This window comes from Methylobacterium sp. Leaf117, from assembly GCF_001422985.1.
In the GTDB taxonomy this organism is placed as follows: Bacteria; Pseudomonadota; Alphaproteobacteria; order Rhizobiales; family Beijerinckiaceae; genus Methylobacterium.
On sequence record NZ_LMNL01000039.1, the window covers coordinates 47,496 to 72,926 of the forward strand.

At 67.4% G+C, this 25,431-nt stretch carries 28 protein-coding genes; 12 read left to right on the forward strand and 16 right to left on the reverse strand.

The genetic code is table 11. The features are described 5' to 3' along the window. Positions 1-68: 68 nt before the first annotated feature. Complete coding sequence (gene dmeF, locus ASF57_RS23080; protein WP_056488404.1) at positions 69-1,352, reverse strand: CDF family Co(II)/Ni(II) efflux transporter DmeF; 1,284 nt, start codon at positions 1,350-1,352, stop codon at positions 69-71. A gap of 14 nt (positions 1,353-1,366) precedes the next feature. Next, on the reverse strand, positions 1,367-1,645 hold the full coding sequence (locus ASF57_RS23085) for a metal/formaldehyde-sensitive transcriptional repressor (RefSeq protein WP_056488062.1): 279 nt from the start codon (positions 1,643-1,645) through the stop codon (positions 1,367-1,369). A gap of 79 nt (positions 1,646-1,724) precedes the next feature. On the opposite strand from ASF57_RS23085, the gene ASF57_RS25175 reads away from it, so the two are divergent. The 9 genes from ASF57_RS25175 (at position 1,725) to ASF57_RS23125 (ending at position 8,117) form a co-directional block, all read left to right on the forward strand. After that, complete coding sequence (locus ASF57_RS25175) at positions 1,725-1,934, forward strand: DUF1289 domain-containing protein (RefSeq protein ID WP_244477084.1); 210 nt, start codon at positions 1,725-1,727, stop codon at positions 1,932-1,934. Further along, entirely contained in the window at positions 1,931-2,365 is a 435-nt protein-coding gene (locus ASF57_RS23090) for an EamA family transporter (RefSeq protein ID WP_056488065.1), read from the forward strand. Before ASF57_RS25175 ends, ASF57_RS23090 begins: the two co-directional genes overlap by 4 nt. 70 nt (positions 2,366-2,435) lie before the next feature. Beyond that, the gene (locus ASF57_RS23095) at positions 2,436-3,095 is read left to right on the forward strand and encodes a response regulator transcription factor (protein WP_056488069.1); all 660 of its coding nucleotides are present in this window, start codon (positions 2,436-2,438) and stop codon (positions 3,093-3,095) included. Beyond that, on the forward strand, positions 3,092-4,375 hold the full coding sequence (locus ASF57_RS23100; protein ID WP_056488073.1) for an ATP-binding protein: 1,284 nt from the start codon (positions 3,092-3,094) through the stop codon (positions 4,373-4,375). Before ASF57_RS23095 ends, ASF57_RS23100 begins: the two co-directional genes overlap by 4 nt. 93 nt (positions 4,376-4,468) lie before the next feature. Beyond that, on the forward strand, positions 4,469-5,242 hold the full coding sequence (locus tag ASF57_RS23105; RefSeq protein WP_056488078.1) for a hypothetical protein: 774 nt from the start codon (positions 4,469-4,471) through the stop codon (positions 5,240-5,242). 73 nt (positions 5,243-5,315) lie between these two features. Continuing rightward, the gene (locus tag ASF57_RS23110) at positions 5,316-5,720 is read left to right on the forward strand and encodes a hypothetical protein (protein ID WP_056488081.1); all 405 of its coding nucleotides are present in this window, start codon (positions 5,316-5,318) and stop codon (positions 5,718-5,720) included. Positions 5,721-5,750: 30 nt separating this feature from the next. Continuing rightward, entirely contained in the window at positions 5,751-6,533 is a 783-nt protein-coding gene (locus ASF57_RS23115) for a hypothetical protein (protein WP_156376303.1), read from the forward strand. A gap of 29 nt (positions 6,534-6,562) precedes the next feature. Beyond that, entirely contained in the window at positions 6,563-7,339 is a 777-nt protein-coding gene (locus ASF57_RS26075; RefSeq protein ID WP_056488084.1) for a hypothetical protein, read from the forward strand. 43 nt (positions 7,340-7,382) lie between these two features. Beyond that, positions 7,383-8,117 (forward strand): phosphatase PAP2 family protein, encoded by a 735-nt coding sequence (locus ASF57_RS23125; RefSeq protein WP_056488096.1) that lies wholly within the window; start codon positions 7,383-7,385, stop codon positions 8,115-8,117. Positions 8,118-8,321: 204 nt separating this feature from the next. Here the strand turns inward: ASF57_RS23125 and ASF57_RS23130 are convergent, their stop codons facing one another. The 10 genes from ASF57_RS23130 to ASF57_RS23175 form a co-directional block, all read right to left on the reverse strand. Further along, positions 8,322-8,798, reverse strand: coding sequence for a DUF411 domain-containing protein (locus ASF57_RS23130; protein ID WP_056488099.1), 477 nt, complete (start codon positions 8,796-8,798; stop codon positions 8,322-8,324). Between the two features lie 16 nt (positions 8,799-8,814). After that, positions 8,815-11,982: a CusA/CzcA family heavy metal efflux RND transporter gene (locus tag ASF57_RS23135; RefSeq protein WP_056488102.1), complete on the reverse strand. Its 3,168-nt coding sequence runs from the start codon at positions 11,980-11,982 to the stop codon at positions 8,815-8,817. Then, positions 11,979-13,505 carry an efflux RND transporter periplasmic adaptor subunit gene (locus ASF57_RS23140; protein WP_056488105.1) on the reverse strand — a complete coding sequence of 509 codons (1,527 nt, stop codon included), beginning with the start codon at positions 13,503-13,505 and terminating at the stop codon, positions 11,979-11,981. Before ASF57_RS23140 ends, ASF57_RS23135 begins: the two co-directional genes overlap by 4 nt. Beyond that, positions 13,502-13,906 carry a FixH family protein gene (locus ASF57_RS23145; RefSeq protein WP_056488109.1) on the reverse strand — a complete coding sequence of 135 codons (405 nt, stop codon included), beginning with the start codon at positions 13,904-13,906 and terminating at the stop codon, positions 13,502-13,504. The genes ASF57_RS23140 and ASF57_RS23145 overlap by 4 nt, the downstream gene beginning before the upstream one ends. 83 nt (positions 13,907-13,989) lie before the next feature. Continuing rightward, positions 13,990-14,418, reverse strand: coding sequence for a hypothetical protein (locus tag ASF57_RS23150; RefSeq protein WP_056488111.1), 429 nt, complete (start codon positions 14,416-14,418; stop codon positions 13,990-13,992). A gap of 88 nt (positions 14,419-14,506) precedes the next feature. Further along, on the reverse strand, positions 14,507-14,707 hold the full coding sequence (locus tag ASF57_RS23155; protein WP_056488124.1) for a heavy-metal-associated domain-containing protein: 201 nt from the start codon (positions 14,705-14,707) through the stop codon (positions 14,507-14,509). Positions 14,708-14,893: 186 nt separating this feature from the next. Then, a complete protein-coding gene (locus ASF57_RS23160; RefSeq protein ID WP_056488127.1) occupies positions 14,894-16,057 on the reverse strand; it encodes an MFS transporter in 1,164 nt (387 codons plus the stop codon). A 7-nt stretch (positions 16,058-16,064) separates the two neighbouring features. Continuing rightward, on the reverse strand, positions 16,065-17,360 hold the full coding sequence (locus tag ASF57_RS23165; RefSeq protein WP_056488131.1) for an arsenic transporter: 1,296 nt from the start codon (positions 17,358-17,360) through the stop codon (positions 16,065-16,067). Positions 17,361-17,396: 36 nt separating this feature from the next. Then, the gene (arsC, locus tag ASF57_RS23170; RefSeq protein ID WP_056488134.1) at positions 17,397-17,822 is read right to left on the reverse strand and encodes an arsenate reductase (glutaredoxin); all 426 of its coding nucleotides are present in this window, start codon (positions 17,820-17,822) and stop codon (positions 17,397-17,399) included. Then, positions 17,822-18,169: a metalloregulator ArsR/SmtB family transcription factor gene (locus ASF57_RS23175; RefSeq protein WP_056488137.1), complete on the reverse strand. Its 348-nt coding sequence runs from the start codon at positions 18,167-18,169 to the stop codon at positions 17,822-17,824. Before ASF57_RS23175 ends, arsC begins: the two co-directional genes overlap by 1 nt. A gap of 47 nt (positions 18,170-18,216) precedes the next feature. On the opposite strand from ASF57_RS23175, the gene arsH reads away from it, so the two are divergent. Continuing rightward, entirely contained in the window at positions 18,217-18,969 is a 753-nt protein-coding gene (arsH, locus tag ASF57_RS23180; protein WP_056488140.1) for an arsenical resistance protein ArsH, read from the forward strand. 87 nt (positions 18,970-19,056) lie between these two features. Here arsH and ASF57_RS23185 read toward each other — a convergent pair whose 3' ends face one another. From ASF57_RS23185 to ASF57_RS25180, 4 genes are all read right to left on the reverse strand, one after another. Continuing rightward, entirely contained in the window at positions 19,057-20,568 is a 1,512-nt protein-coding gene (locus ASF57_RS23185) for a response regulator (protein WP_056488144.1), read from the reverse strand. Between the two features lie 12 nt (positions 20,569-20,580). Further along, positions 20,581-21,102, reverse strand: coding sequence for a PAS domain-containing protein (locus ASF57_RS23190; protein ID WP_056488147.1), 522 nt, complete (start codon positions 21,100-21,102; stop codon positions 20,581-20,583). Between the two features lie 425 nt (positions 21,103-21,527). Continuing rightward, positions 21,528-22,418, reverse strand: coding sequence for an ImmA/IrrE family metallo-endopeptidase (locus ASF57_RS23195; RefSeq protein ID WP_082504362.1), 891 nt, complete (start codon positions 22,416-22,418; stop codon positions 21,528-21,530). A gap of 1 nt (position 22,419) precedes the next feature. Continuing rightward, positions 22,420-22,728, reverse strand: coding sequence for a helix-turn-helix transcriptional regulator (locus tag ASF57_RS25180; protein WP_082504401.1), 309 nt, complete (start codon positions 22,726-22,728; stop codon positions 22,420-22,422). Between the two features lie 284 nt (positions 22,729-23,012). Between ASF57_RS25180 and ASF57_RS23200 the strand changes: the two genes are divergently transcribed. After that, entirely contained in the window at positions 23,013-24,275 is a 1,263-nt protein-coding gene (locus tag ASF57_RS23200) for a patatin-like phospholipase family protein (protein ID WP_200935921.1), read from the forward strand. A gap of 4 nt (positions 24,276-24,279) precedes the next feature. Beyond that, positions 24,280-25,407: a hypothetical protein gene (locus ASF57_RS23205; protein WP_056488152.1), complete on the forward strand. Its 1,128-nt coding sequence runs from the start codon at positions 24,280-24,282 to the stop codon at positions 25,405-25,407. Positions 25,408-25,431 lie beyond the last annotated feature (24 nt).

Genomic DNA, 25,431 nt, shown 5'->3' on the forward strand with positions numbered 1-25,431 from the left:
TCCGATGGGGTGACGTCATGCCGAGATGGTGCTTCCCATGGTGGGAAGGTCAACGGCCTCATGGATGGTTACGGACGCACCTCGTCCCTGACCTCGACCGTTAGGTGCGAGAGGGTGCCGACACCGCCCAGCAGGTGCCGGTAGTAGTCGGGTCCCCGGCCTTTGGCGGTCACCACGGAGACGATGGCGCCGAGATGACCGGGTCCGAGGCGCCAGAGATGCAGGTCCGCGATCCTGTCGCCCTGCGCCTGGATGATGTCCCTGACCCTGCCCGCGAGGCTCGGATCGGGCTGCATGTCGAGAAGCACCCCACCGGTGTCCCGCACCAGAGTGTAGGCCCAGCTCGCGATGACGATTGACCCGACGATGGCGGCCAAGGGGTCCATCCAGGTCCAACCGAGGAAGCGGGCGAGCAAAAGTCCGGCGATCACCAGCACCGAGACCGCCGCGTCGGCCACCACGTGGACCACGGCCGCGCGCATGTTGTTGTCCCGGTGCATGGCGCCGTGATGCCCGTGCGCGTGTTCCTCGAAGGTCACCGACCAGATGCTGTCCGATCCGGAAAGGCGGAGGATTGCCTCGAAGGCGTGCGGCTCAGGGATCGTCTCGACGCTCTCGATGACATCGCCCCTGCGGACCGTCGCGAACGTCTGGCGCGACCCGTCCGGGCGTACCGTCTCGATGGTCATGCCTTCGCCCGAGGCGAGGGACTCCACACCGGTGGCGGTCAGGCGGAAACGGGGAGGCACGCCGTCCTCGTGGATCTCCATGCCGAACCTCCCAGCCGACGTAACGATGGTCTGCGTCGCGTCGGCATGGTCGTGGTGATCATGTCCGTGATCGTGATGATGTCCGTGGTCGTGGTCGCTTCCCAGCAGCCAGACGCTGGCGAGGTTCACGCCCAGGCCGAGGACCGCGATGGCGATGGTCTCGTTGTAATCGATGGCCACCGGCTCGATGAGTCGGAGCACGGCCTCGTAGGCGATCAGCAGGGCGATCATCGCGAGCACGATGGCACTGGTGAAGCCGGCGAGGTCGCCGAGCTTGCCCGTGCCGAAGGTAAAGCGGTCATCGTCGGCATGCCGGCGGGCATAGCGATAGGCCAGGGCGGCGAGCAGTAGGGCGCCGGCATGCGTCGACATATGCAGGCCGTCCGCGACCAGGGCGATGGAGCCGAACACCAGGCCGCCGAAGATCTCGGCGGCCATCATGACCCCGCACAGCGCGATGACGGCCCAGGTCCGGCGCTCGTTGCGGTCGTGACCCTCGCCGAGGAAGACGTGGGAATGGCCGTGGGCCACGCCGGCACCGTCATCGACTGAGGGAGCACGACCCGGGCTCGCGTACGTCATGTCCATGCGACATCTCACTTCAGGTAGGTGCGGATGACCTCGATCAACTCGGACGCGCCCTTGGCGCGGTCCGGATCGGGTTCGTTAGCGGGATCGACGACGTGATGGCGGATGTGCTCCTCCATCAGTTCGGAGGTCAGGCCATTGATGGCCCCGCGCATCGAGGCGACCAGCATCAGGACGTCGGAGCAGCCGATCTCCGCCTCAAGCGCGCGCTCGACCGCCTCCGCCTGTCCCTTGATCCGGCGCACGCGCGCCAGGAGCTTGGACTTGTCCTTGACGGTGTGGGCCATGAGATCAGCATCCTCGCTCGCTTGGTAACATAGGGAGGTACCCTATATATGTCGAGTGAACGGTGGACGTTTGGCTTTGATGAGGGACGCTCGCGTGAAGAAGGACGATCCGTGCACGGGTGTCTGTCGCTTCGATGGCAGGACCGGGTGGTGCCTAGGATGCGGCCGCACCGTCCCCGAGATCCGTGCATGGCGGAAGTCGACCCCCTTCAGGCGAACGGCGCTCGCCCGCGAACTGCCCAGACGCGTTTTGCAGGTCCGCGAAGCCACACCGGAGAACACGAAATGAGATCATTGCTCGGATCCTGGCAGCTGTGGGCGCTGCTCTCGGCCGCCTTCGCGGCGCTGACCGCGATCTTCGCCAAGGTCGGGATCGAGAACGTCAATTCCGATTTCGCCACCTTCATCCGCACGGTCGTCATCCTCTGCGCGCTTGGCGCCATCCTGGTGGGGACCGGCCAGTGGCAGCCGGTCGGATCGGTGTCGGCAAGGACCTACGTGTTCCTCGTCCTGTCGGGCCTCGCCACCGGAGGCTCGTGGATCTGCTACTTCCGCGCCCTCAAGCTCGGCGAGGCCAGCCGCGTGGCCCCCATCGACAAGCTCAGCGTCGTACTGGTGGCCATCTTCGGCGTGACCTTCCTAGGCGAACGGCTATCCGCGCCGAACTGGGTCGGCGTCGCGCTCATCGCCGCCGGGGCGGTGCTCGTGGCCTATCGTTGATGAAGTCCGGTGGAGAAGACGCATCGTCGTGCCGTTCACGACGAAGGCGCGAAGCCGGACGGGCCGACCGATGCGCGTGCTGTTGATCGAAGATGACCGGATGATCGGCGAAGGGCTTTCGCACGGCCTTTCGGCCGAGGGCTATTCCGTCGATTGGGTTCGCGACGGCGTCGAAGCCGAGACCGCGCTGCGCAACGGCGGCCATGCGCTCGTCCTGCTCGACCTCGGCCTGCCGGGTGGTGACGGCCTCCACGTCCTCCGATCCGCCCGGGCGGCGGGCATCGACACGGCGGTTCTCATCGTAACGGCCCGGGACGGCCTCGACAGCCGCATCGCCGGCCTCGACCTCGGGGCGGACGACTACCTGGTGAAGCCATTCGAGACGCGCGAGTTGCTGGCGCGGATGCGGGCCATCCTCAGACGCCGGGCGGGACGGGCGAGCTCCCGGCTCGTGGCCGCCGACACCGAACTCGATACCGAGACCCACGCCCTCTCCCACGCCGGAACCGTCGCCGTGCTGTCCGCCCGTGAGTACGCCCTCATGCATGCCCTCATGGAGCGGCCGGGCCGCATCCTGTCGCGGGCCCAGATCGAGGAACGCATCTACGGATGGGGCGAGGAGGTCGAGAGCAACGCCGTCGACGCCATCATCCTCACGATCCGCCGCAAGGTCGGCAAGGGCACGATCCTCAACGTCCGCGGCGCCGGCTGGATGGTGCCGAAGCCATGAGGGTCGTTTCCCTGCGCCGGACCGCGCTCGGGTGGATGACCGCCCTCCTCGCCGGTATCGGCCTTGCCGCCATGCTCGCGGCCTACGTCCTGGCGCGCGGGGAAGCGTCCGATTTCCTCGACGGTCAGCTGCGGCAGGTCGCCCTCAACGCCGGCCCCGGTCTCCCGGACGCGGATGCCCCGCCGGCCGCCGACCAGGATCCGGAGGACCAGCTCGCCGTATCGATCTGGAAGGACGGACGGCTTCTGCGCAGCGACCGCGGCGTCGACGCACTGCGTCCTGAACGCACCGGTTACGCGGACGTCGTCATGGGCGGGGAAGCCTGGCGCACCTACGCGACGGCCAACGGCACCACGATGGTCCGGGTCGCGCAACGCGAGGTGGTGAGGACCGAGTTCGCGCGGAACGCGGCGCTGGGGGCCTTGGCCCCCTTGCTGCTCCTGATCCCGCTATCGTGGATCGTGGTCGGGTGGGCGATGGACCGGGTCCTTCGGCGGCTGGACGACCTGGTGCGAGACCTCGCGGGGCGGGGCGCGACGGCGAACGGCCCGCTTTCCCCGCGCGGCGTGCCGGCGGAGGTCGCGCCGCTGGTCGAGGCCATGAACGGCCTGATCCTGCGCCTGCAGGCCGCGCTCGACGCCCAGAAACGGTTCGTCGCCGACGCGGCGCATGAACTCCGGACGCCGCTGGCCGCGATGCAGATCCAGGTCGGCGCCCTCGACGGGGGGCGGGACGACCGACGCATGGCGCTCGCGGGGGGCATCGCTCGGGCGAGCCGATTGGTGGATCAGCTGCTCCGCCTCGCCCGCCTCGACGACGACAACGCGGGAAGTCGCGAGACCGTCGACCTCGGACAGGTTCTGCTCGACTGCGTCGCCGACCATGTCGTGCTCGCGCATGGCAAGGATATCGACATCGGCGTGGACATCGAGACGCCTGTGCGGATTCCCGCCGTTCGCGACGAGCTCACGACCCTTTTTTCCAGCCTGATCGACAACGCCCTGCGCTACACCCCGGCAGGCGGGCAGGTCGACGTCACGCTCCGGCTTCGGGACGGGAAGGCCGTCGTGGCGGTGCGCGATACCGGCTGCGGCCTGCCGCCGGGCAGCGCATCGCGTCTCTTCGACCGCTTCTTCAGGGCCGCGCCGCCGGGGATCGAGGGAACCGGCCTCGGCTTGGCCATCGCCCGCCGCGCCGCGGAGCGACACGGCTTGAGCCTAACGGTCGAGAACCGCCGCGACAGGCAAGGGGCTATAGCGGAGGTCCGTCCACAGTCCTGAAAACCTCCCTGCGCTTTCCCGGGCCTGCGCTCATTCTGTCCTCATTCTAGCCGGCTATCACCCGCCGCGGACGATGACGGACGGGAGACGGGAATGAGCGGGACAGAGGCCCGGGTCCTGAACAAGGTCCCGGAGGTCACCGCGGCCTTCTGGGTCATCAAGATCCTCTCGACGACGGTCGGCGAGACCGGAGCGGACTATCTCGCCGTCAACGTGGGCCTCGGCGCGGCGACCACGACCGCGATCACGGCCGCCCTCCTCGCCGGGGCCCTCGTCCTGCAGATGCGTCAGCGACGCTACGTGCCGTGGATCTATTGGTCGACCGTGGTGCTCGTCAGCGTGGTCGGCACGCAGGTCACCGACATCCTGACCGACAAGCTCGGCGTCAGCCTTTTCGTGAGCACGGGCGTGTTCGCGTGCGCCCTGGCCGCGGTGTTCGCCGTCTGGTTCGCGACCGAGGGGACCCTCTCGATCCATGCCATCGTGACCCGCAGGCGCGAGGCGTTCTACTGGCTCGCCATCCTCCTGACCTTCGCACTCGGCACGGCGGCGGGCGACCTCGCCACGGAGGCGCTTGGGCTCGGCTTCAATCTCGGCGTCGTCATCTTCGGCACGGGCCTGGCCGCCCTTGCGCTCGCCCGGAGCCTCGGCGCGAACCCGGTGCTGGCCTTCTGGCTCGCCTACATCGTCACGCGGCCTCTCGGCGCGTCCCTCGGCGATCTCCTCTCGCAGGCCCGGGAATACGGCGGGCTCGGGTTCGGCACGGCCCATACCAGCCTCGTCTTCCTCGCGGTCATCGTCGCCCTGGTGGGGGCTTTGAGCCTGGTCCCGCCATCGCGAGAGCCCGGGGGACTGCTTGGGGGCTGAGCTTTGCCCGCGAGATGTCCGAACGCCCTCCATTTTCCCACTGCCTAACGCCGCATGAGCCGGAGGGAAGACCATGAGAACCATCATCCTTGCCACGGTTGTCGCCGTGATCATCGGGGGCACCGCCGCACCCCTCGTGCTGCTGGCGGTGCAGGACGCCTCCGGCGCGACAGCGGCTACGGCTGCCACGTCGAAGCTCGGCGACCTCTCGAAATTCCGGGCCATCGTCGTCGAGGTGAAGGCCCTCGCCGACCGGGGCGACCTTTCGGCCGCGAAAGCGCGGATCAAGGACCTGGAGCTGTCCTGGGACGGGGCCGAGGCGGGTCTCAAGCCGCGTGCGGCCGCCGACTGGCACATCGTGGACAAGGCCATCGATGGCGCACTCGACGCGCTGCGGGCTTCGCCCCCCGACCCGGCCGCCTGCCGTCGCGCCATCGACGATCTGCTCGCGGTCATCGACCGGATGCAGGCCGCCTGAACCGACCCCGGCCTCACATAAGGCATCCTCATGCAACGACCCGAGCGAACCATTCCCACGGAACCCGGCAAGGTGCCGGAAGCCACCGCCGGGTTCTGGGCGATCAAGATCGTGGCCACCACGCTGGGCGAGGTCGGCGGCAACGCCGTCGCCCTGACGCTCGGCCTGGGCTATCTCACGGGTACGGCGATCTTCGGGACCGTATTGGCCGTGCTGCTCGCGGCACAGATCCGGGCAACCCGCTTCCATCCCATCCTGTACTGGGCCGTGATCACCGCGACGACGCTCGCCGGTACGACGCTGGCGGACTTCTGCGACCGATCCCTCGGCATCGGCTACCTCGGCGGATCGCTGATCCTCCTCGCCTCGGTCGTCGCGACCCTCCTCCTCTGGAAGCACACCCTGGGCACCGTCGCCGTGGAATCGGTGCGGACCCCACAGGCCGAAGGGTTCTACTGGGCCACGATCATGTTCTCGCAGACGCTCGGCACCGCGCTGGGTGACTGGATGGCAGACGGCACCGGCCTTGGGTACAACGGCAGCGCGCTCCTCATCGTCCTCGCGCTCGCCGTCGTAACGGCCCTGCATGTCCGGACGCGCGTATCCCGGCCGCTGCTTTTCTGGACCGCCTTCATCCTCACCCGGCCGCTCGGCGCCACCCTCGCCAACTCGCTCGATAAGCCCGCGGCGTCGGGCGGCCTGGGCATCGACGACATCACGATCTCCGCGGTGCTGGCGCTCCTCATGGTGCTGCTCGTGCTCCTCATCCCGCAGCGTGCCGGTCGTCACGCGGTCGGCGTCGATGCCGCCTGAGGTTCACCTCCAGCCGAAGGATCCATCAAATGAACGACACCCTCGAAAGCACCTTGAGCAAGGTCCCTGAGGTCACGCTCGGCTTCTGGATCATCAAGATCCTGGCCACCACGCTCGGCGAGACCGGCGGCGACACCGTCACCATGACACTGAATTGGGGTTACCTCGCCGGCACCGCCCTGTTCGGCGTGGTGCTGCTCGGCCTCGTGGTCGCCCAGGTCATGGCGAAGCGGTTCAACCCCGTCCTTTACTGGTCCACCATCGTCGCCTCGACCACCTTCGGCACCACCATGGCGGACTTCGCCGACCGCTCGCTCGGCATCGGATACACCGGCGGGTCGGCCCTGCTCCTCGCCTGCCTCGCGGCGGTGCTCTGGCTTTGGTACGCGTCCGAGGGCACCGTGTCGGTCGACACGGTCTCGACGCCTCGGATCGAGGCGTTCTACTGGGGTGCCATCACCTTCTCCCAGACGCTGGGCACGGCGCTGGGCGATTGGCTCGCCGACACGGGCGGGCTCGGCTACCAGGGCGGCGCCCTCGTGTTCGGGGCGGCCCTCGCGGTGGTCATCGTCTTGTACTACCGGACCTCGGTGTCGCGTGTCGCCTTGTTCTGGGCGGCCTTCATCCTGACGCGGCCGCTCGGTGCCATGGTGGGTGATTTCCTCGACAAGCCGGCGACCGATGGGGGACTGGACCTCAGCCGGCCATTCGCCTCCGCTGTCATCGCGGCCTTCATCGTCGCACTGATCGTCCTGCTGCCACAGAGGGCCGGACGCCATCCGGGGGCGGACGCGACCGCGTCCTGATGCCCGCCGCCGGGACCCTGCATCCGACTAGGAACCAGGATCGATGAACCAAGTCACCCCGCCTGCCCCGGCGGCCATCGTCGCGCGTCTCGGCCGGAGGGAGATAGGCCTGATCGCGTCGCTGTTCTGCGTGGCCTCCCTCATCCTCGGCTTCGGCCTCCTCGCCGAGGAGGTCATGGAGGGGGACACGACGGCCTTCGACACCCGCATCGCCCACTTCTTCCGACCGGTCGGCGCCGCGGATGCGATAGGGCCGGCCTGGCTCCACGAGATGGCCCGCGATGTGACCGCTTTGGGCAGCATGGTCGTGCTCTGCTTCCTCCTCGCGAGCGTGGTCGGCTACCTGCTCCTGATCCGGAAGCGCGGGGCCGCCGTCCTTCTGGTGGGCTCGATCCTCGGGGGAACGGTCGTCAGTTTCGGGCTGAAGCTTTTCTTCAGCCGGCCCCGTCCCGACATCCCCGACGGCATCCAGGTGTTCACCTCCAGCTTCCCCAGCAGCCATGCCATGCTCTCCGCGGTGACCTTCCTGACGCTTGGAGCGCTCATGGCGCGCGTCGCCGCGGACGCTCGCCTGAAGGCATACTTCACGGGATGCGCGGTCTTCCTCTCCATCGTGGTCGGACTGAGCCGGGTCTACCTCGGGGTGCATTACGCCACTGACGTGCTCGCGGGTTGGTGCGTGGGATCGGCTTGGGCAGCCCTGTGCTGGATCGTGGCCCTTCAACTCCAGCGTCGTGGGCAGGTCGAGAGGCCCGGCGGTACGGAAGGCGCGCGATAGGCAGCCTTGCCGGATGCATCCTTGCGGTCGCAATCGCGGTCGAGGGCAGGGGGACCGGGATAGCCGGAATGAAGCGTCGGGTTCCGTGCTTAGGGGACGGAAGTTTCCGAGAACCGCAGGCGGCGCTCAGCCTATCGACCGCATCGACGAACCGAGACGGTCAACCTGGAAGACGGGTTCGGGCGCCAATGGCCGCTTCCGCCCTCAGGCCGGCGTTCCGCCGCGGTAACGGGTAAAGACGCTTCTGGCTTCCGACCCGAACAGAACGACTTCATAGGTATCGGGCTCCATGCCCTCGACTTCCATGCCGGGGGAACCAGCGGGCATACCGGGGACGGCCAGCCCGGTTCCCTTGGGCTTCTCCACCAGGAGGCGCTTGATCGCCCCGGCCGGAACGTGCCCCTCGATCACGTAGCCGCCGACCTGGGCTGTGTGGCAGGAGGCGAGTTCCCTCGGGACCCCGAGACGGACCTTAAGCGGGTTCACGGGCCCCTCGGTCACCGTCACCGTGAACCCGTTATCGCGGAGGTGCGCGACCCACTTCTCGCAGCAACCGCAGGTCGGGTCCTTCGTCACCGCGACCGGTGGCAGGCCCTGCGCCAGGGCATACCGCCCGAATGCCACCGATGCCGCCATGCCCAGGACCACGGCGCGCCGGGTCGTCCTCGTCGTGTCGATCATGTTCGCTCTCCCGTCCTCACTCGGCTGCCAACGGTAATTTTTCACGTTCGACGGATTCCATCTCGGTATCGGATCTCGGTAGCCCCCAGCCCTTGACCAGGCCGTAGACGGCCGGGATCACTACGAGCGTCAGGACGGTGGAGGAGACCATGCCGCCGATCATCGGCACCGCGATGCGCTGCATGACCTCGGAGCCGGCGCCCGTGCTCCACAGGATCGGGATCAGGCCGGCCATGATGGCGGTCACGGTCATCATCTTGGGGCGCACCCGCTCGACCGCGCCGACCATGATCGCCCGCCGCAGGTCCTCGCGGTTCAGGGGCCGCCCCTCGCGGTCGCACGCGGCCCGGCCCTCGTCGAGGGCGTGGTCGAGGTAGACCAGCATGATCACGCCGGTCTCGGCCGCGACGCCGGCCAGCGCGATGAAGCCGACCGCCACCGCCACCGACATGTTGAACCCCATCCACCACATCAGCCAGATGCCGCCGACCAGGGCGAACGGTAGCGACAGCATGACGATGAGCGTCTCGGTCAGGCGCCGGAAGTTGATGAACAGCAGCAGGAACACGACGAGCAGCGTCAGCGGCACCACCACCTTCATGCGCGCCTCGGCCCGTTCCAGGTACTCGTACTGCCCGCTCCACTGCAGGGTCGTGCCCTGTGGGAGCTTGACCTCGTCCGTCACGGCCTTGCGCGCCTCGGCCACGTAGCCGCCGAGGTCGCGCCCATTGATGTCGACGAAGATGTAGACCGCGAGTTGGCCGTTCTCGGTTCGGATGGAGGTCGGGCCGCGGGTGAGCTCGACCTTGGCGACCTCGCGCAACGGCACCGTGCCCCCAGCTGGCAGCGGTATCTGCACCTCGTCGGCGATGGCACGCGGATCGGACCGGAAGGCCCGGGGGTAGCGGACGTTCACGGTATAGCGCTCGCGGCCCTCGACCGTGTTCGTCACGCTCTGACCGCCGAGGGCCATGGCGATGACGTCCTGTACGTCGCCGACCATGAGGCCGTAGCGACCGAGCGCCTCGCGGTCCGGGGTGATGTCGAGGAAGTAGCCGCCGATGACCCGCTCGGCGTAGGCGCTGGACGTGCCCGGCACGTTGCGCACCACCGCCTCGACCTGGCGGGCGACCCCTTCCATCTCCTTCAGGTCCGTGCCCAGCACCTTGATCCCGACCGGGGTGCGGATGCCGGTCGAGAGCATGTCGATCCGGGCGCGGATCGGCTGGGTCCAGGCATTCGACACGCCCGGGAACTGCAGAGCCTTGTCCATCTCGGCCTTGAGGCTCGCCAGCGTCACGCCCGGCCGCCACTCGGACGGCGGCTTCAGCGCGATGACCGTCTCGAACATCTCCATCGGCGCCGGGTCGGTCGCGGTGTTGGCGCGGCCCGCCTTGCCGTAGACCGAGGCCACCTCCGGGAAGGATTTTATGATGCGGTCCTGGGTTGCGAGGAGCTCGCCGGCCTTGGTCACCGACAGGCCCGGCAGGGTCGTCGGCATGTACATCAGCGTGCCCTCGTTGAGGTCGGGCATGAACTCCGAGCCGAGCTGACGGGCTGGCCACACGGTCGCCGCGACGACGCCTAGGGCGAGCAGGACGGTCAGGACCCGCGCCCGCAGCACGCCCGCGATCAGCGGCCGGTAGAGCCAGATCAGGAGCCGGTTCAGCGGGTTCCTGTGCTCCGGGATGATCCGGCCCCGCACGAACAGCACCATCAGCGCGGGGACCAAGGTCACCGACAGGATCGCGGCCGCCGCCATGGCGAAGGTCTTGGTGAAGGCCAGCGGACCGAACAGGCGGCCCTCCTGGCTCTCCAGGGTGAAGATCGGCAGGAAGCTGACCGTGATGATGAGGAGCGAGAAGAACAGGGACGGGCCGACCTCGGACGCCGCCTCGACCAGGATCTCGACCCGGGGCTTGTCCGGTGGCGCCCGTTCCAGGTGCTTGTGGGCGTTCTCGATCATGACGATGGCCGCGTCGATCATGGCGCCGACCGCGATGGCGATGCCGCCCAGACTCATGATGTTGGCGCCGAGACCCAGGGCTCGCATGCCGACGAACGCCATCAGGATCCCGACCGGCAGCATCAGGATGGCGACGAGCGCGCTCCTCACGTGGAGCAGGAACACGACGCACACGAGCGAGACGACGACGCTCTCCTCGACCAGCGTGTGCCGCAGGGTGTCGATGGCCGCGTCGATGAGCTGGGAGCGGTCGTAGACCGGCAGGATCTCGGTGCCCGCGGGAAGGCTTTTCGCCACCTCCGCGAGCTTCGCCTTAACGCCCTCGATGACGTTCAGCGCGTTCGCCCCGAAGCGCTGCAGGACGATGCCGCCGGCGACCTCGCCCTCGCCGTTCATCTCGGTGATGCCGCGACGCTCGTCCGGTCCGAGCTCGACCCGGGCGACGTCCCGCACCCGCAGCGGCGTGCCGCCCGCGGTCTTGAGGACGATGTTCTCGATGTCGGTGACGCCCCTCAGGTAGCCGCGCCCGCGGACCATGAACTCGAACTCGGAGAGCTCGACCGTGCGGCCGCCGACGTCGGCGTTGCTCGACCGGATCGCGTCCCGGAGCTTGTTGAGGGAGATGCCCTGGGCGCGTAGCCGGTTCGGGTCGACCACGACGTTGTACTGCTTCACGAAGCCGCCGACGCCGGCGACTTCGGCGACGCCCTCTGCCCGCGAGGCCCCGAACCGGACCACCCAGTCCTGCAGGGAGCGAAGCTCGGCGAGCGTCCGTTCCTTGGCCACCACCACGTACTGGTAGACCCAGCCCACGCCGGTGGCGTCGGGGCCGAGCGTCGGGGTCACGCCCGCCGGCAGGCGGCTCGCCGCCGCGTTGAGGTACTCCAGCACCCGCGAGCGGCCCCAGTACGGGTCGGTGCCGTCCTCGAAGATGACGTAGACGAACGACACCCCGAAGAACGAAAAGCCCCGCACCACCTTGGCCTTGGGCACCGTCAGCATGGCGGTGGACAGCGGGTAGGTGACCTGATCCTCGACCACCTGCGGAGCCTGGCCCGGGTACTCGGTGTAGACGATGGCCTGCACGTCCGAGAGGTCGGGGATGGCGTCGAGCGGCAGGGTCCGCAGCGCCAGGACGCCTGCGGCGACGGCGAACACGGTGCCCACCAGAACCAGGACGAGGTTGCGGGCGGACCAGCCGATGAGGCGCGCGATCACGGCGTCGCTCCCGCGTCGGCGGCTTGGCGGTCGTCCTTGGGAGGCGCCAGGCCTTGCAGCGCCGCCTTCAGGTTGCTCTCGGCGTCGATGAGGAAGTTGGCCGAGGTCACCACCCGGTCGCCGGTCGAGACGCCGTCGCGAATCTCGGTGTAGCCGCCGCCGCGCACGCCGACCTTCACGGCCTTCGGCTCGAAGCGGCCCTCGCCGCGGTCGATCAGCACGACCTGTCGCGCGCCGGTGTCGATGACCGCGTCGTCCGGCACGGCCACGACCGGCTTGGCGTCCCCCGTCGCGATCTCGACGTCGGCGTACATGTCGGGCAGCAAGGTGCCGTCCGGGTTCGGGAGCTCGATGCGCACCCGCGTCACCCGGGTCTCCGGGTTCACCTGCGGGTAGATCGTCCCGACCTTGCCGGAGAAGGTGCGGCCCGGTGCCGAGCGCAGGCGGATGGTGGCGGCCTGCCCGACGCGGACATTGGAAAGGTCGCGCTCCGGCACGTCGGCTAGCACCCACATGGTGGAGATGTCGCCGATCCGGAACAGAGTGTCCCCGGCCGCGGCCTTCATGCCCTCGATGGCGGTCCGTTGCAGGACGATGCCGTCCCGGGCCGAGGACCATGTGATGGCCATCGGCACGTTCCGGGTGCGCTCCATCTCGTCGATCACGGCCTCGGAGACGTTCAGGTTCCGCAGGCGGCGACGGGCCCCGTCGAAGCCGGGGTTGGCGATGAGCTGGGCCGCCGCCGCGTTGATCTCGGGCGAGTAGACGTGGACCAGCGCCTGGCCCTTGCGGACCCGGTCGCCGGTGGTGACGTTCTCGACGTGGTCGACGTAGGCGTCCGAGCGGGTCGCGATGACCGTCACCCGCCGCTCGTCGAGGGCGACGGTGCCGGGGACGCGGACGGGCTGGGCGACCACCCGGCGCTCGACGACCTCGGTCCGCACGCCGGTGCGCTGGACCTTGCCGGGCGAGACGGTCACGACGTTGCCGTCGCTGTCCTCGCCCTCGTAGACGGGGATGTAGTCCATCCCCATCGAATCCTTCTTGGGCGTGGCCGAGGTGTCCGCCAGGCCCATCGGGTTGCGGTAGTAGCGGATGCGGCGGGCGCCCGCGGCGGGCTTCGCATCCCCGGCCTTCCCCATGTCCCCGGCGGCCATGTCGTGCCCGGCCATCCCCAAGCCGGCCATGTCGGCAGGCATGGCCTCGCCGTTGTCCGGAGCGTCGAAGCGCACGTCCTCGCTGGCGTGGACCGCGCGGAACTCCCGGCCATCCGCGGTCGCCATCGGCGACAGCGAGTAGACCGGCTTTCCGTCCGGGTCCTGATAGTAGACCACCGGCCCGGTCGCCTTCGCGGGGGCTGTAGCTTGCGCGGCCGGCATGGGGGCCGGAGACCACCGGGCGAACTCCGTCCGGGCGCGCTCGGCGAGCGCCGGCACGGGGTTCTCCCCGTGCCCCGCGACATAACCGATGCCTCCCGTCGCCAGCGCGACGAGGGCTCCGACGAGCCAGGCCGCGCGGCTCACTTGACGGCCTTGAAGACCAGCTTGTCCTCGACCGTGCCGGTCTCGCCTTGGACCTTGGCCCCGAGCGACAGCCGCCAGCCGCCGGCCATCGTGAGCTTCGCCTTGAAGCGGTAGACGCCGGGCTCGGTCGTGGGGAGCTGCTCGATCTTCGAGGTCATCTCATCCATGCTGTCGGGAGCCATGTCGATGCGCTTGGCAAAGATCACGGCGTCGGGAACCGGCTTGCCGCTGCGCTTGTCGAGAAGGCGCACGGAGAGGACGGCCTCTCCGACCTTGGCCTCCTGCTGCACGAGTTCGAAGTGGTAGTCCTTGGTGTCGGCGAATGCCGGGAACGTGGTCGCCGACAGGGCGGCACCGAGCAGCGCCGCCGAGATGGCGCGCGAAAAAGGCTTCTGGGTCACGGGGGATGTCTCCTGAACACGACGGGAAGGGACGCATGGTCATGCGTCACCGTGCCGGCGCATGCGGCGCCGGCGTCATCGGTTCAGGCTCGGGGGGGCTCGGGTAGCGGCGTCCCATGCACGCTCGCGAAGGACGCCGAGGCTGGCCAGGACAGGGTCGCACGGGACGCGACGGGAGCCGGGACGGCGACCGTCCCCGGCAGCAGGGACGCGGCGCTTGCGAGGCACAGGGCCATCAGCGGGCAACCCTTGGTGCAATCGGGCTTTCCGGCCTTTTCCTTCGGGCAACAGGGCATGTTGTCCATGGCCATCCCGGCCATGTCCATCGCATCCGTGCCGGCATCGTCCATGACCATGCCGTGGTAGTGTCCGGCGGGCATCGAGGAAGTGGCCTGAGCCGCCATGGACGCATGCATGCCCGCAGTGGCCGCGGGAGCGGTCACCGGCGTCAGGGCGAGGCTGAGGACCGCAAGTAGCGGCAACAGTCGCCTAAGGGCAAGCCAAAAGGTCACGGATACAGGATGCCAAATTCCGCGGTCGGGCGAAAGCCCGTTCCGAATTCCTCGAACGACGCAGGACCAGGTTGGTTGCAAGCACCCGTCAGGCGAGCACCGCCGGGAAGCCGGCCGCAACGATGGCTCCGGCGATCCGGTCGGCCGGGCCGGCGGCATCGGACACGGTCACGAGCTTGGCACCGAGGTCCACATCCACCCGGGCTCCCGGCTCGATGCCAAGCACCGCGCGGGTCACGGACTTGGCGCATCCGCCGCATCCCATTTTGTCGACCTTGTAACGGAACATGACGCTCTCCCTTCGATGGCGCCACGCCGAGATGGGGCTTCCCATGGTGGTAAGGTCAAGGGTCGGTGGCCGATGTCCTCTCACGCTTGCCCGATTGCTTGAACGATGCCCCCAACGGCGCGAGCGCCGGCATTTCGCGGGCATCCAATTCCGTGAACCCAGGTGGATTGGGGAACGGGCCGGCGCTTAGCGTACGCGCCACAGCAACAGGGCGAGCACTACGTTGCCCAGGGCAAGAACGGTCAGGACGGTATAGGTCGCATCGGCTCCGCCATGTGTCAGCACGACGGCCCCGAGGGATGGCACGAGCGCCTGCGCCACCAGGCCCGGACGCGCTAACCGGCCGACGAGCGCGGCGTAGCGTTCCGGACCGAACAGGGCCAGGGGCACCGTACCCCGTGCAATCGAGTAGATCCCGTTGCCGGCCCCGTAGAGGACCAGCGCCAGCCCGACCAAGGGTAGGCCGGCCGCCAGCATCGTGACCCCGAGGACCACCAGGATCATGGCGGCGGTCAGGGTCCAGAGTGGATGATGCCGGCCCTTCCCGGCCATCTCGACGATGCGCGCCCCCACCTGCGACGGTCCGATCAGGGCGCCGTAGGCGACGGCCGAGGCCAGCGCGACGCCACGGGCCTGCAGCAGGGTGATCAGGTGCACCGACACCATGGCCATCACCGTGCCCCCGAGGGTCAGCACCCCCGTCATGAGGAGGAAGGCACGGTGTTCCCGACCATGGAGACGAATGACGGGGCTCGGGCCTGCGGGTCGCGTGAACGGGTGCGCGGGCGGGCAGGGGATCGCGAGCAGGACGAGCGGCAGCGTGACCGAAAGGTGCAATCCGGCATAGGCGAGACACGTCCCCCGCCAGCCCACCTGTTCGATCAGGAAGGCCGAGAGTGGCCAGCATACCGTGCTGGCGAAGCCGCCCCAGAGCGTTAGCGTCGTGATCGCGGGCCGTGCCTCGGCACCGTAGAGACGCCCGAGAGTGGCGACGGCGGGATCGTACAGTCCGGTGCCCATGCCGAGGCCCACAAGTAGCCAGCCTCCGAGGTATGTCGGCAGGTTCGGGGCTAGGCCGAGGACGGCAAGGCCAACGGCGAGGGCGACGGCCGCGAAGGTCAGGACTAGCCGACCGCCGTGCTCCCTGATGAAGGCTCCCACTCTCGGGGAGATCAGACCCGCGACGAGGAGACCGAGAGACAGGCCGCCGATGACCCAACCCAGCGGCCATCCCGTATCCTTCGACATCGGCGCGGCCAACACCGACAGCAGGTTGAACGACGAGCCCCAGGTCATGATCTGGACCACGCCCAGGGCCGAGATCACGGGCCATCGGCGCGCCGGGGCCATCGGATCGCTACCGGGCGCCGAGCACGGGCAGCCACAACGCCAGGGCCGCCAGGGTGAAGAGCAGCACCGGCGGGGTGATGACCAAGCCGACCCGCATGTACTGGCCCCAGGTGATGCGCTGGCCCTTGGTAGCGAGGACGTGGAGCCAGAGCAGGGTCGCCAGACTCCCGATGGGCGTGAACTTCGGGCCGAGGTCGCAACCGATGACGTTGGCGTAGACCATCAGCTCGCGCATCAGGGGCGACAGGTCCGGGGCCTGCTGGATCGAAAGCGCGCCCACCAGCACGCTGGGCATGTTGTTCGTGACCGACGACAGGATCGCGGCGGCGACCCCCGTGCCGATGGTGGCGACGAACGGTCCGTGACCCGAGAGCCAGGTCAGCCCCTGAGCCAGGTAATCGGTCAGGCCGGCGTTCTTCAGCCCGTAGACGACGAGGTACATGCCGAGGCTGAACAGCACGATCTGCCAGGGAGCTCCGGCGAGCACCTTGCGGATCGGGATGACCCGGCTGCGATTGGTCAACGCCAGCAGCACGAGCGCGCCGGCGCAGGTCACAACCGAGACCGGCACGCCGAACGGCGCGGTCACGAAGTAGGCCACGAGCAGCAGGGCCAGGAGGGGGAAGGCCGCCTTGAAGACAAGCGTATCCTTGATCGCGTGGCGCGGCGGTTCGAGCTCGGTCACCGGGTACGTGGCTGGCAGGTCGCGCCGGTAGAACAACCACAGCACCACCAGGGTCGCGGCAAGCGAGACGAGGTTCACCGGGACCATCACGGCGGCGTAGCGGCTGAACGAGATGTCGAAGAAGTTCGCCGAGACGATGTTGACCAGGTTCGAGATCACCAGGGGCAGGCTGGTCGAGTCCGCCACGAACCCGCAGGCGACGATGAAGGCCAGGGCGGCCGCCGGCTTTAAGTTCAGCCGGAGCAGGATCGCGAGGACGATGGGTGTGAGCAGGAGGGCCGCTCCGTCGTTGGCGAACACCGCCGCGATCGCGGCCCCGAGCAGGATGACCAACGGGAACAGCAGGTGCCCCCGACCGCCGCCCCACCGGGCAATATGGAGCGCCGCCCAGTGAAAGAAGCCGGCCTCGTCCAGAAGCAGCGAGATGATGATGAGGGCGACGAAGGTGAAGGTGGCGTCCCAGACGATGTGCCAAACCATCGGAATGTCACCCACATGGATGACCCCGGTGGCCAGCGCCACGCCGGCCCCGATCAGGGCGCTCCATCCGATCCCAAAACCCTTCGGCTGCCAGATGACGAAGACGAGGGTGACGACGAAGATGGCGAGCGCGAGCATCGGGACCGTTTCTTGTTCTTGGGGGCCTCGAACGGATCAGGCGGTGGCGACGCGCCGGCCGTGCTCGTCGACGACGCGCTCCCCGTCCTCCTTGACGAACTCGCCTTGCTGCGCCGGCAGGAGGTCGAGCACCGCCTCGGAAGGGCGGCAAAGGGCGACGCCCTGAGGGGTGACGACCAACGGGCGGTTCAGCAGGATCGGGTGCTCGGCGATGGCATCGAGAAGCTGGTCGTCCGTCAGGCTAGGGTTCGCAAGGCCGAGCTCGGCGTAGGGCGTGCCTTTCTCGCGCAGGAGATCGCGCACCGTAATGCCGGCACGCTCGGCGAGTTGGCGCACCAGGGGCCGGTTAGGGGGCGTCTTCAGGTACTCGATCACGTGCGGCTCGATGCCGGCGTTGCGGATCAGGGCCAGGGTGTTGCGGGACGTGCCGCAATCCGGGTTGTGATAGATCACGACGTCCATCAGGCGGTTTCCTCGCAGCAGGCGGATAGGGCGGCGACGGCCGGGGCGCAGACCTCGGGGCGGCCCTGACAGCAATCGCGCATCAGGAACTGGATGAGCTCCGAGAGGTCCGGGTAGGCGGCGCTGTAGATGATCGACCGGCCCTCGCGTCGGGAGGTGACCAGGCCGGAATGGCTGAGTTCCTTGAGGTGGAACGACAGGTTGGTGCCGGACACGCCGACCGCCTCGGCCAGCATGCCGGCCGCCATCCCGTCAGGCCCCGCGGTGACGAGCCGGCGCACGATGCGCAGCCGATGCTCCTGGCCGAGGGCCGCGAAGGCCGCGACGGCTTGCCGTTCGTCCATCATGATGTCAATATCTCAAACATCGTTGAAACGTAGAGGAACGAAACGTCTTGGACAAGCCCCTCCAGCCCTTCGCCGATGGGATGCCGAACCTGAGCGAGGGGCACTTCGTGGTCCCCACGACCGAAGCCCTGCAGGCGGCGACGCCGTTCACCCACGCCCCGCGCTTCCTGATCCTGTACGGTTCGCTCCGGGAACGCTCCTTCAGCCGCTTCCTCGCCTACGAGGCCGCGCGGCTGCTTGAGGCGATGGGCGGCGAGGTGCGGATCTACGATGCGCACGGCCTGCCGCTTCCCGACGATGCCACCGCCGATCATCCGAAGGTCCAGGAGCTCCGGAACCTCTCGATCTGGTCGGAGGGGCACGTCTGGGTCAGCCCCGAGCGGCACGGCGCCATGACCGGGGTCATCAAGAGCCAGATCGACTGGCTCCCCCTTTCGGAAGGGTCGGTGCGCCCGACGCAAGGGCGGACCCTGGCGGTGATGCAGGTCTCAGGCGGTTCGCAGTCGTTCAACGCGGTCAACGGCCTGCGCGTGCTCGGGCGCTGGATGCGGATGATCACCATCCCCAACCAGTCCTCGGTCCCGATGGCCTACAGGGAGTTCGACGACGCCGGCCGGATGAAGCCGGGGCCGCTCTACGACCGGGTCGTCGATGTCTGCGAGGAGCTGATGAAGTTCACGCTCTTGACCCGGGAGCGGGCCGACCATCTCGTCGACCGGTACTCCGAGCGCAAGGAGCGCGAGCCCGAGCGGCTCAAGTCCGTAGCCGCAGACATCGGGTTCGTGAAGCCACCATCGTGACCTGACCAGAGCGGGCACCCTCGTCCTCGTCTGTCGGCATTGCGGCTCAGAAAGCCCCGATGGGGCTAGCCGTTCGAGACCCGAAAGTCAGGTTCCTTCGAAGACGGTCCTGAGCACGGCTTCCAGGTCCCCGACGCCGAATGGCTTCCTGAGCATCACGGCGGACTGCCCGACCACGCTCTCGATGGCCGCGGTCTCCGAATACCCGCTCGCGAAGATGATCGGGAGGTCGGGCCGCCGTGAGCGTACGACTTCCGCCATCCGAGCGCCATTCATGCCGGGCATCGCGAAATCGACCAACAGGAGGTCCGGATCCGCCCTGTCCAGCACCGTGAGTCCGTGTTCGGCATCCTCGGCCACGACCACATCGAAGCCAAGCGTCTCCAGGGAAGCCGACAGAAATAGCCGTACGTCGGCATCGTCATCGACCACGAGCACCAGCTTGGTCCCATCGATGACCGCAAGGGCCTGATCGGAGGGCACCGGCTCGATCTCGACGGCTGTCTCGACGAAGGGCAGGCTCAGGACAATGGTCGTACCGGCCCGTTCGGACCGCTCGATCCGGGCGGTGCCGCCGGCTTGCCTCACCATCGCGTAGACCTGGCTCAGACCGAGCCCCGTTCCCTTGCCGACCCCCTTGGTCGTGAAGAACGGCTCGAATGCACGGGCGGCGACACTCGCCGGCATCCCGGTTCCCGTGTCCGAGATACGGATGTCCACGTACGTGCCGGATGAGATGTCAGCATCCTCACCGACGATCCGCTCCGTGAAGCCCAGGGTCAGGTCGCCACCTTCCGGCATGGCGTCGCGTCCGTTGATGGCGAGGTTCAGGAGGGCCATCTCCAACTGCGTCGGGTCGGCCATCACACCGAGTCCGGGACGGGCGGCGCCCACGGCCACCCGAACGAGTGGGCCAGCCGAGCTCAGCAGGATCTCCGTCATTCCAGCCACCAGGCCAGGCAGTTCCGTGGGGCGGAGCTCAAGCCGCTGGGCTCGCGAGAAGGCCAGCAGCTGTGCCGTGAGCATGGCACCGCGTTCCGTCGCCTGCAGGCCGTTGCGGGCAAGGCGCGCCACGCGTTCGGCATCGCCGGGCCTTCGCAGGATCAGGTCCAGGCTGCCGTGCGCCGCCTGGAGAAGTTTATTAAAATCGTGCGCCAGCCCGCCGGTGAGCTGGCCAACCGCCTCCATCTTGTGGGCTTGCCGGAGGGTCTCCTCGCGCCGCAGGTCCTCGGTGATGTCCCGCCCGACCGTGTAGAAGCTGTCGTTCGCCGCATCGGCCTCGGGCACGGCCGACCAGGCGAATGCGATGGGCGTGCCGTCGGCCTTGAGAAGGCGGACGTGGAACTGGTGGACGGCCGTGCCGCCCATGAGCGCAGCGACGACGTCCCCGGTGGCCGCGAGGTCGTCGGGATGGATGATCTCCGCAAACGGCCGGGCCAGGAGCTCCGCTTCCGACCGGCCAAGGTGGCGCGACGAGGCCGGTTTAATCGACGTCAGGTAGCCGTCGAAGGTGGCGACGCCGAACAGGTCGCGGCTCATCTCGAACAGTCGGTCGCGCTCGCGTTTGGCCTCGGCGACCTGCCGGCGCTCGATGGTCACCCGTCCGGTCGTCTAGGTGCAGGCACAGAACAGGCCCGCGATGCCGCCGTCTCCATCGGGGACCTGCGTGTAGGAAAACGCGAAGTGGGTTTCCTCGGGGTAGCCGTTCCGATGCAACGTCAAGGTGAGGTCGTCCATGTGGATCGGCGCCCCCTCGAAGACCCGGTCCATCAAGGACCCGACGGTCTCGCGCACCTCGGGCCAGGTCTCGAAGAACGGCATGGCGAAGGCCTCCGGGTGCTGGGACCCCAGCATCTCGGAGTAACCGTCGTTGTAGAGCAGAGTGCGCTGCGGTCCCCAGGCGATGAACATCGGCTGGCCGGCATTGAGCATCACCTGCAAGAGGGTCGTCAGAGCATGGGGCCAGGCATCGGGATGGCCGAGTGGGGTCCGGCTCCAATCCTGGGCCCTAAGGAGATCGCCGGTCTCGCCCCCTCCGGGAAACCTGTCGTGCATCGGACGTGGCGGCCTGGAACCCACGAAAGGCTCCTTCGAGATGTTGCCGACAACCATGTCGGTGGCGACGCGTTGCATTGCGAATTCCTAGCATCCAAGCTCGTTCCATCGCGCCATGCAGGCCCTGCGCGAGCTCGGTTACGACACCACCTGGGCGAGGGCTGCCGAGGAAGCCCTGACCTACCTAGCGATCTCCCACCGGTTCGACGTCCCCGACTGGCCTTACTTAACGGCCGCAATTGCGGACGTTGGCCCTGCCTACCGGCGACTGCCACAATTGTCTTGATTGGACGACCGTGATCGCGGACGTCGAGCGTGTTAACCGTCGACTGCCATGATTGGCTTGGTTGGACGACCGTGATTGCGGACGTCGACCGTTGCTACCGGCAACTCCCCGACTTGCCTGATTGGATGACCGTGATCGCGGACGTCGACCACGCCTACAGGCAACCGCCACGGCCGAGCCCGCAGGGCGACCGTTACCGCAGTGGCGGAAATTGTACTCAAGGCCAAGCGAACCCTCGCGCAATGCGGTCCGTGACATCTTCGACCGGATCCTCGGCAAAGTCGGCGCTCGGCATCCCTTCAAGATGCAGTAGAGTGATGACTTGATCGTGCCGTGTTGACGGGATCGAGCATTCCTCGACCTTCTCGTCGAACCAGACGTGAGCTGGGTGGAGCACCCCGGCTTTCGTTTCCGGAGTGAATTGGCCGGAGCCGGCACAGGAACCAAGCGGGATCTCGTAGGTCTCACGCGTTGTCCGAATAAAACGACCGCTTTTAAGTGCGGTAGTGCTGGAGCGAGCCCAGAGAGCGAAGCCATCGCGGCTGACCACAATAAGGGACCGGCGATGCGTGTAGGCAAGCCAACGGAGCGTGGCCGCAATCAAAGATACCCCGTAGCGGTCGGCGCAAGCGGCGAGATCTTCGAACGAAGCCTTGGCGTATGGGTCGATCTGCCTGCGGAAGTCGTCCAGGGGCATCAGGAGCATCGCGGCGAAGTTGTCTGCCTCCCGCTCGATCGCCTCTCCCTCGCCCCGCATGACGGAGTTTTTGCCACAGTAGATCCCTGCCGGGTTCACGTGACGGTGGAGGAGATAATGTCCGAATTCATGTGCAAGCGTGAACCGTCTACGGCCCTCGGAGACGTCGGCGTTGTTATGGATGATCCGCCAGCCTCGACGCGGTTTCCCGATGGGAACCAACGCTCCCTCGAAACCCGGGAGGGCGTCGCCGATCACGGAGAGGATGGGATCGTCCGGAGCGATCTGACGAGAGTAGGACAGTGCAAACTCTTCGAGTTCGACCGGGAACCTCTCAAATCCGCGCATGACATTCAGTAGCGTCGTGAGATCGTTGGCCCACCTATGAGGACTTTTGGCGGACCCCTGCATGCTATCGTTCCATGATGTCGGTCATTTTTCTGATACGTTCTTTGACGTCCGAGGATAGCGAGCTGTACTTTCTGAAGAAAGCCATATCCTCGGCGTTTTCAATATTATCGTCCGAACCAAGCAAATAATCGGTCGTCACATTAAAGACCCTAGCTATTTTTGCGATCTTATCCGCCGATGGCCTCGGAGGGTTCTTATTTTCAAGCTCCCATATATAAGACTTTGCTGAATCACTTGCCAATGCAAGTTGCTCCAAGGTCATCTTCGCCTTTTTTCTTTGATCTCGGATCCTATCGCCAAGCGTGGCCATGATCATCGTCCTATCGAAGCGAGTGGTGGAAAAGTTCTGAACAGAGGGTCTTCTAGGCCTTGAACTCCGAAACCGTGCCACCCAAGTTCGGAGAAGCGATACGTGGAGTGCCTCCCTGAAGGTAGGTGGTCGCCCACCATGCGGGTAGACCACGCCAAAGGGTTTCCCCAGGTCTTCTCAGTCGCGGGGCGAGCGCCATGCGCTGGTCATCGAGCTTGCGGCAGGCGCCCGTCCCAGGATGCTTCCGGTCGAGATTGTAGGCTGCGGACGAAAGGGATGGCGGGATGATGGCTGCCGCAGAGACCCAAGGCGTGAAAGGCGATGACAATGCCTCGCCGCTGGAGATCAAGCTGGCACTCTCGGGGGGCGGCGTCCGCGCCGCGGCCTTCCATCTGGGCGTCCTTCGTCGCCTCGCGGCCGAAGGGCTCCTGGAACGTGTGACCCACCTCTCGACGGTATCCGGTGGTAGCCTGATCACCGCCGCGATCATGTCATCCTGCGGCATGCGCTGGCCAGGCTCGGCGGAGTTCGAGACCGAGGTCTTCCCGAGGCTGCAGGCCTTGCTCACGAGCAGGGACCTCTTCTCCTTGAAGGCCATCGGCCCATGGGGGTTCCTCCGCTTTCACTTCCGACTACTCGGACACAGGGCCAGCGTCCTGGCCGATCTCCTGCAGAGCCGGTGGGGCGTCTCGGGGCTCGTGAGCGAACTTCCGGCCACGCCCGAGTGGCACATCAATACCGCGTCCCTGCACAGCGGCAAGAACTGGAGGTTCTCCGCTCGGGAGATGGGCGACTGGGTCTTCGGGCGCCACTATTCGCCGTCGATCAGGCTCGCATCCGCCGCCGCGGCCTCGGCTGCGGTGCCCTACGTCATCGGCGCCCTGAAGATCGAGTTGCCCGGGGAGGGTTGGTACGAGACCAATCCGGCCACCAAGGCGGCCATCAAGCCGCGCAAGCCGGCGGCTCGGCGGATCCGCCTGTGGGATGGGGGCGCCTACGAAAATCTGGGGCTTGAGGCGATCTACAAGCCCGGCAAGCCGCTGTCGGCCCCGGGCTTCCTGATCTGCAGCGACGCCTCAGGGCCGCTGCCGGAATACGGCCAGACCTCCCCCTTCGGCATCCTGAAGGGCAAGCTGGCCGGCCCGCGCCTCTTCGACATCGCGAGCGACCAGATCCGCTCCCTGCGGTCCCGCATGCTGATGCTCGACATCGAGAACAAGACCGTTCGGGGTGCCCTCCTCAAGATGGGGGCCTCCGTCCGGCAGGTCGACATCAAGGTGGGCCGGTCGCGCACCGCCCGCGAATACGATGCCTATCAGACCGACACCGAGGCCGGGCTCGCCCTGAAGCATCCGACCGACCTGCGGGCGATGACCCCGGCGATCTTCGAACGCATCGCCCGACACGGTTTCGAGGTCGCCGACAGCGTCCTGACGACCCACTCGCCGGCGGTCTTCACGGTCTCGCACGGATGGCCCGCGTCTCCGTCCGCGCCGACGACGGCCTCATCCGCAACCGAACCAACCGCCATCGCAACCCAGGAGTGACGACATGGCAGCATTCGCGACTTTCTACCCCCTCGGCAACGCCGACTGCACGCTTCTCGATCTCGCGAACAAGAGCAAGGTGCTTATCGACTTCGGGAACCAGCGCAACCCCGACGATCCCAAAGACACGCGATGCGACCTCGCGAAGGTGCTTCATGAGGACCTCCGCAAGGCCGGCCGGGATTACTTCAACGTCGTCTGCTTCACCCACCTCGACGATGACCACTGCCAGCGCATGGGGGAGTTCTTCTGGCTTCGCCACGCCCTGGCCTACCAGGGCGAGGGTCGCATCAAGATCGAGGAACTCTGGGTGCCGGCCTGCGCCGTGCTGGAGGACAACCTTGACGGCGACGCACGTCTCGTCCGGCAGGAGGCGCGTCACCGGCTGCGGGAGGGCAAGGGCATCCGCATCTTCTCCCGCGCCGACCGCCTGAAGGCCTGGATGGCCAAGGAGGGGATCGACTTCGAATCCCGCAAGCACTTGTTCGTCGATGCCGGCAAGTTGGTGCCGGGCTTCAGCAAGGACGGCGAGGAAGGCGTCGAGTTCTTCGTGCACTCGCCCTTCGCCTGGCGCCAGGACGAAGTCGTCATAATCGACCGGAACGGGGACTCGATCGTCTTCCAGGCCACGTTCAAGGACGGAACCGAGGAAAGCTACGCCCTCTTCGGTTCGGACGTCGATCACTTCGTGCTCGCCGACATCGTCAACATCACCAAGCGCTACGGGAACGAGGATCGACTTCGCTGGGATCTCCTGAAGCTGTTCCACCACTGCTCCTACCTCTCGCTCGGCCCCGAGCGCGGGCTGACCGAGACCGTGGCCGTGGACGAGGTAAAGTGGCTCTTCGAGACCCAGGGGCGGAAGCGCTGCACGATCGTCTCGCCGAGCAAACCGATCCCGACGCCCGGATCGGTCGAGGACGGCTCGACCCAGCCGCCGCATCGCCAAGCCGCGAACCATCACCGCCGCGTCGTCAAGGACAAGTTCGGCGACTTCATCGTGACAATGGAGCAGGCCACCCCGACCCCAGGCCCTATCCGCTACCAGATCGACCGCAACGGCGTCGGTATCGCGCTTGCCGTGACGACGGGCGCCGGTAGCGCGACCGCCAAGCCCGCTCGGCAGGGGTAAGCGGATGGCTTGGCTGGACGATTG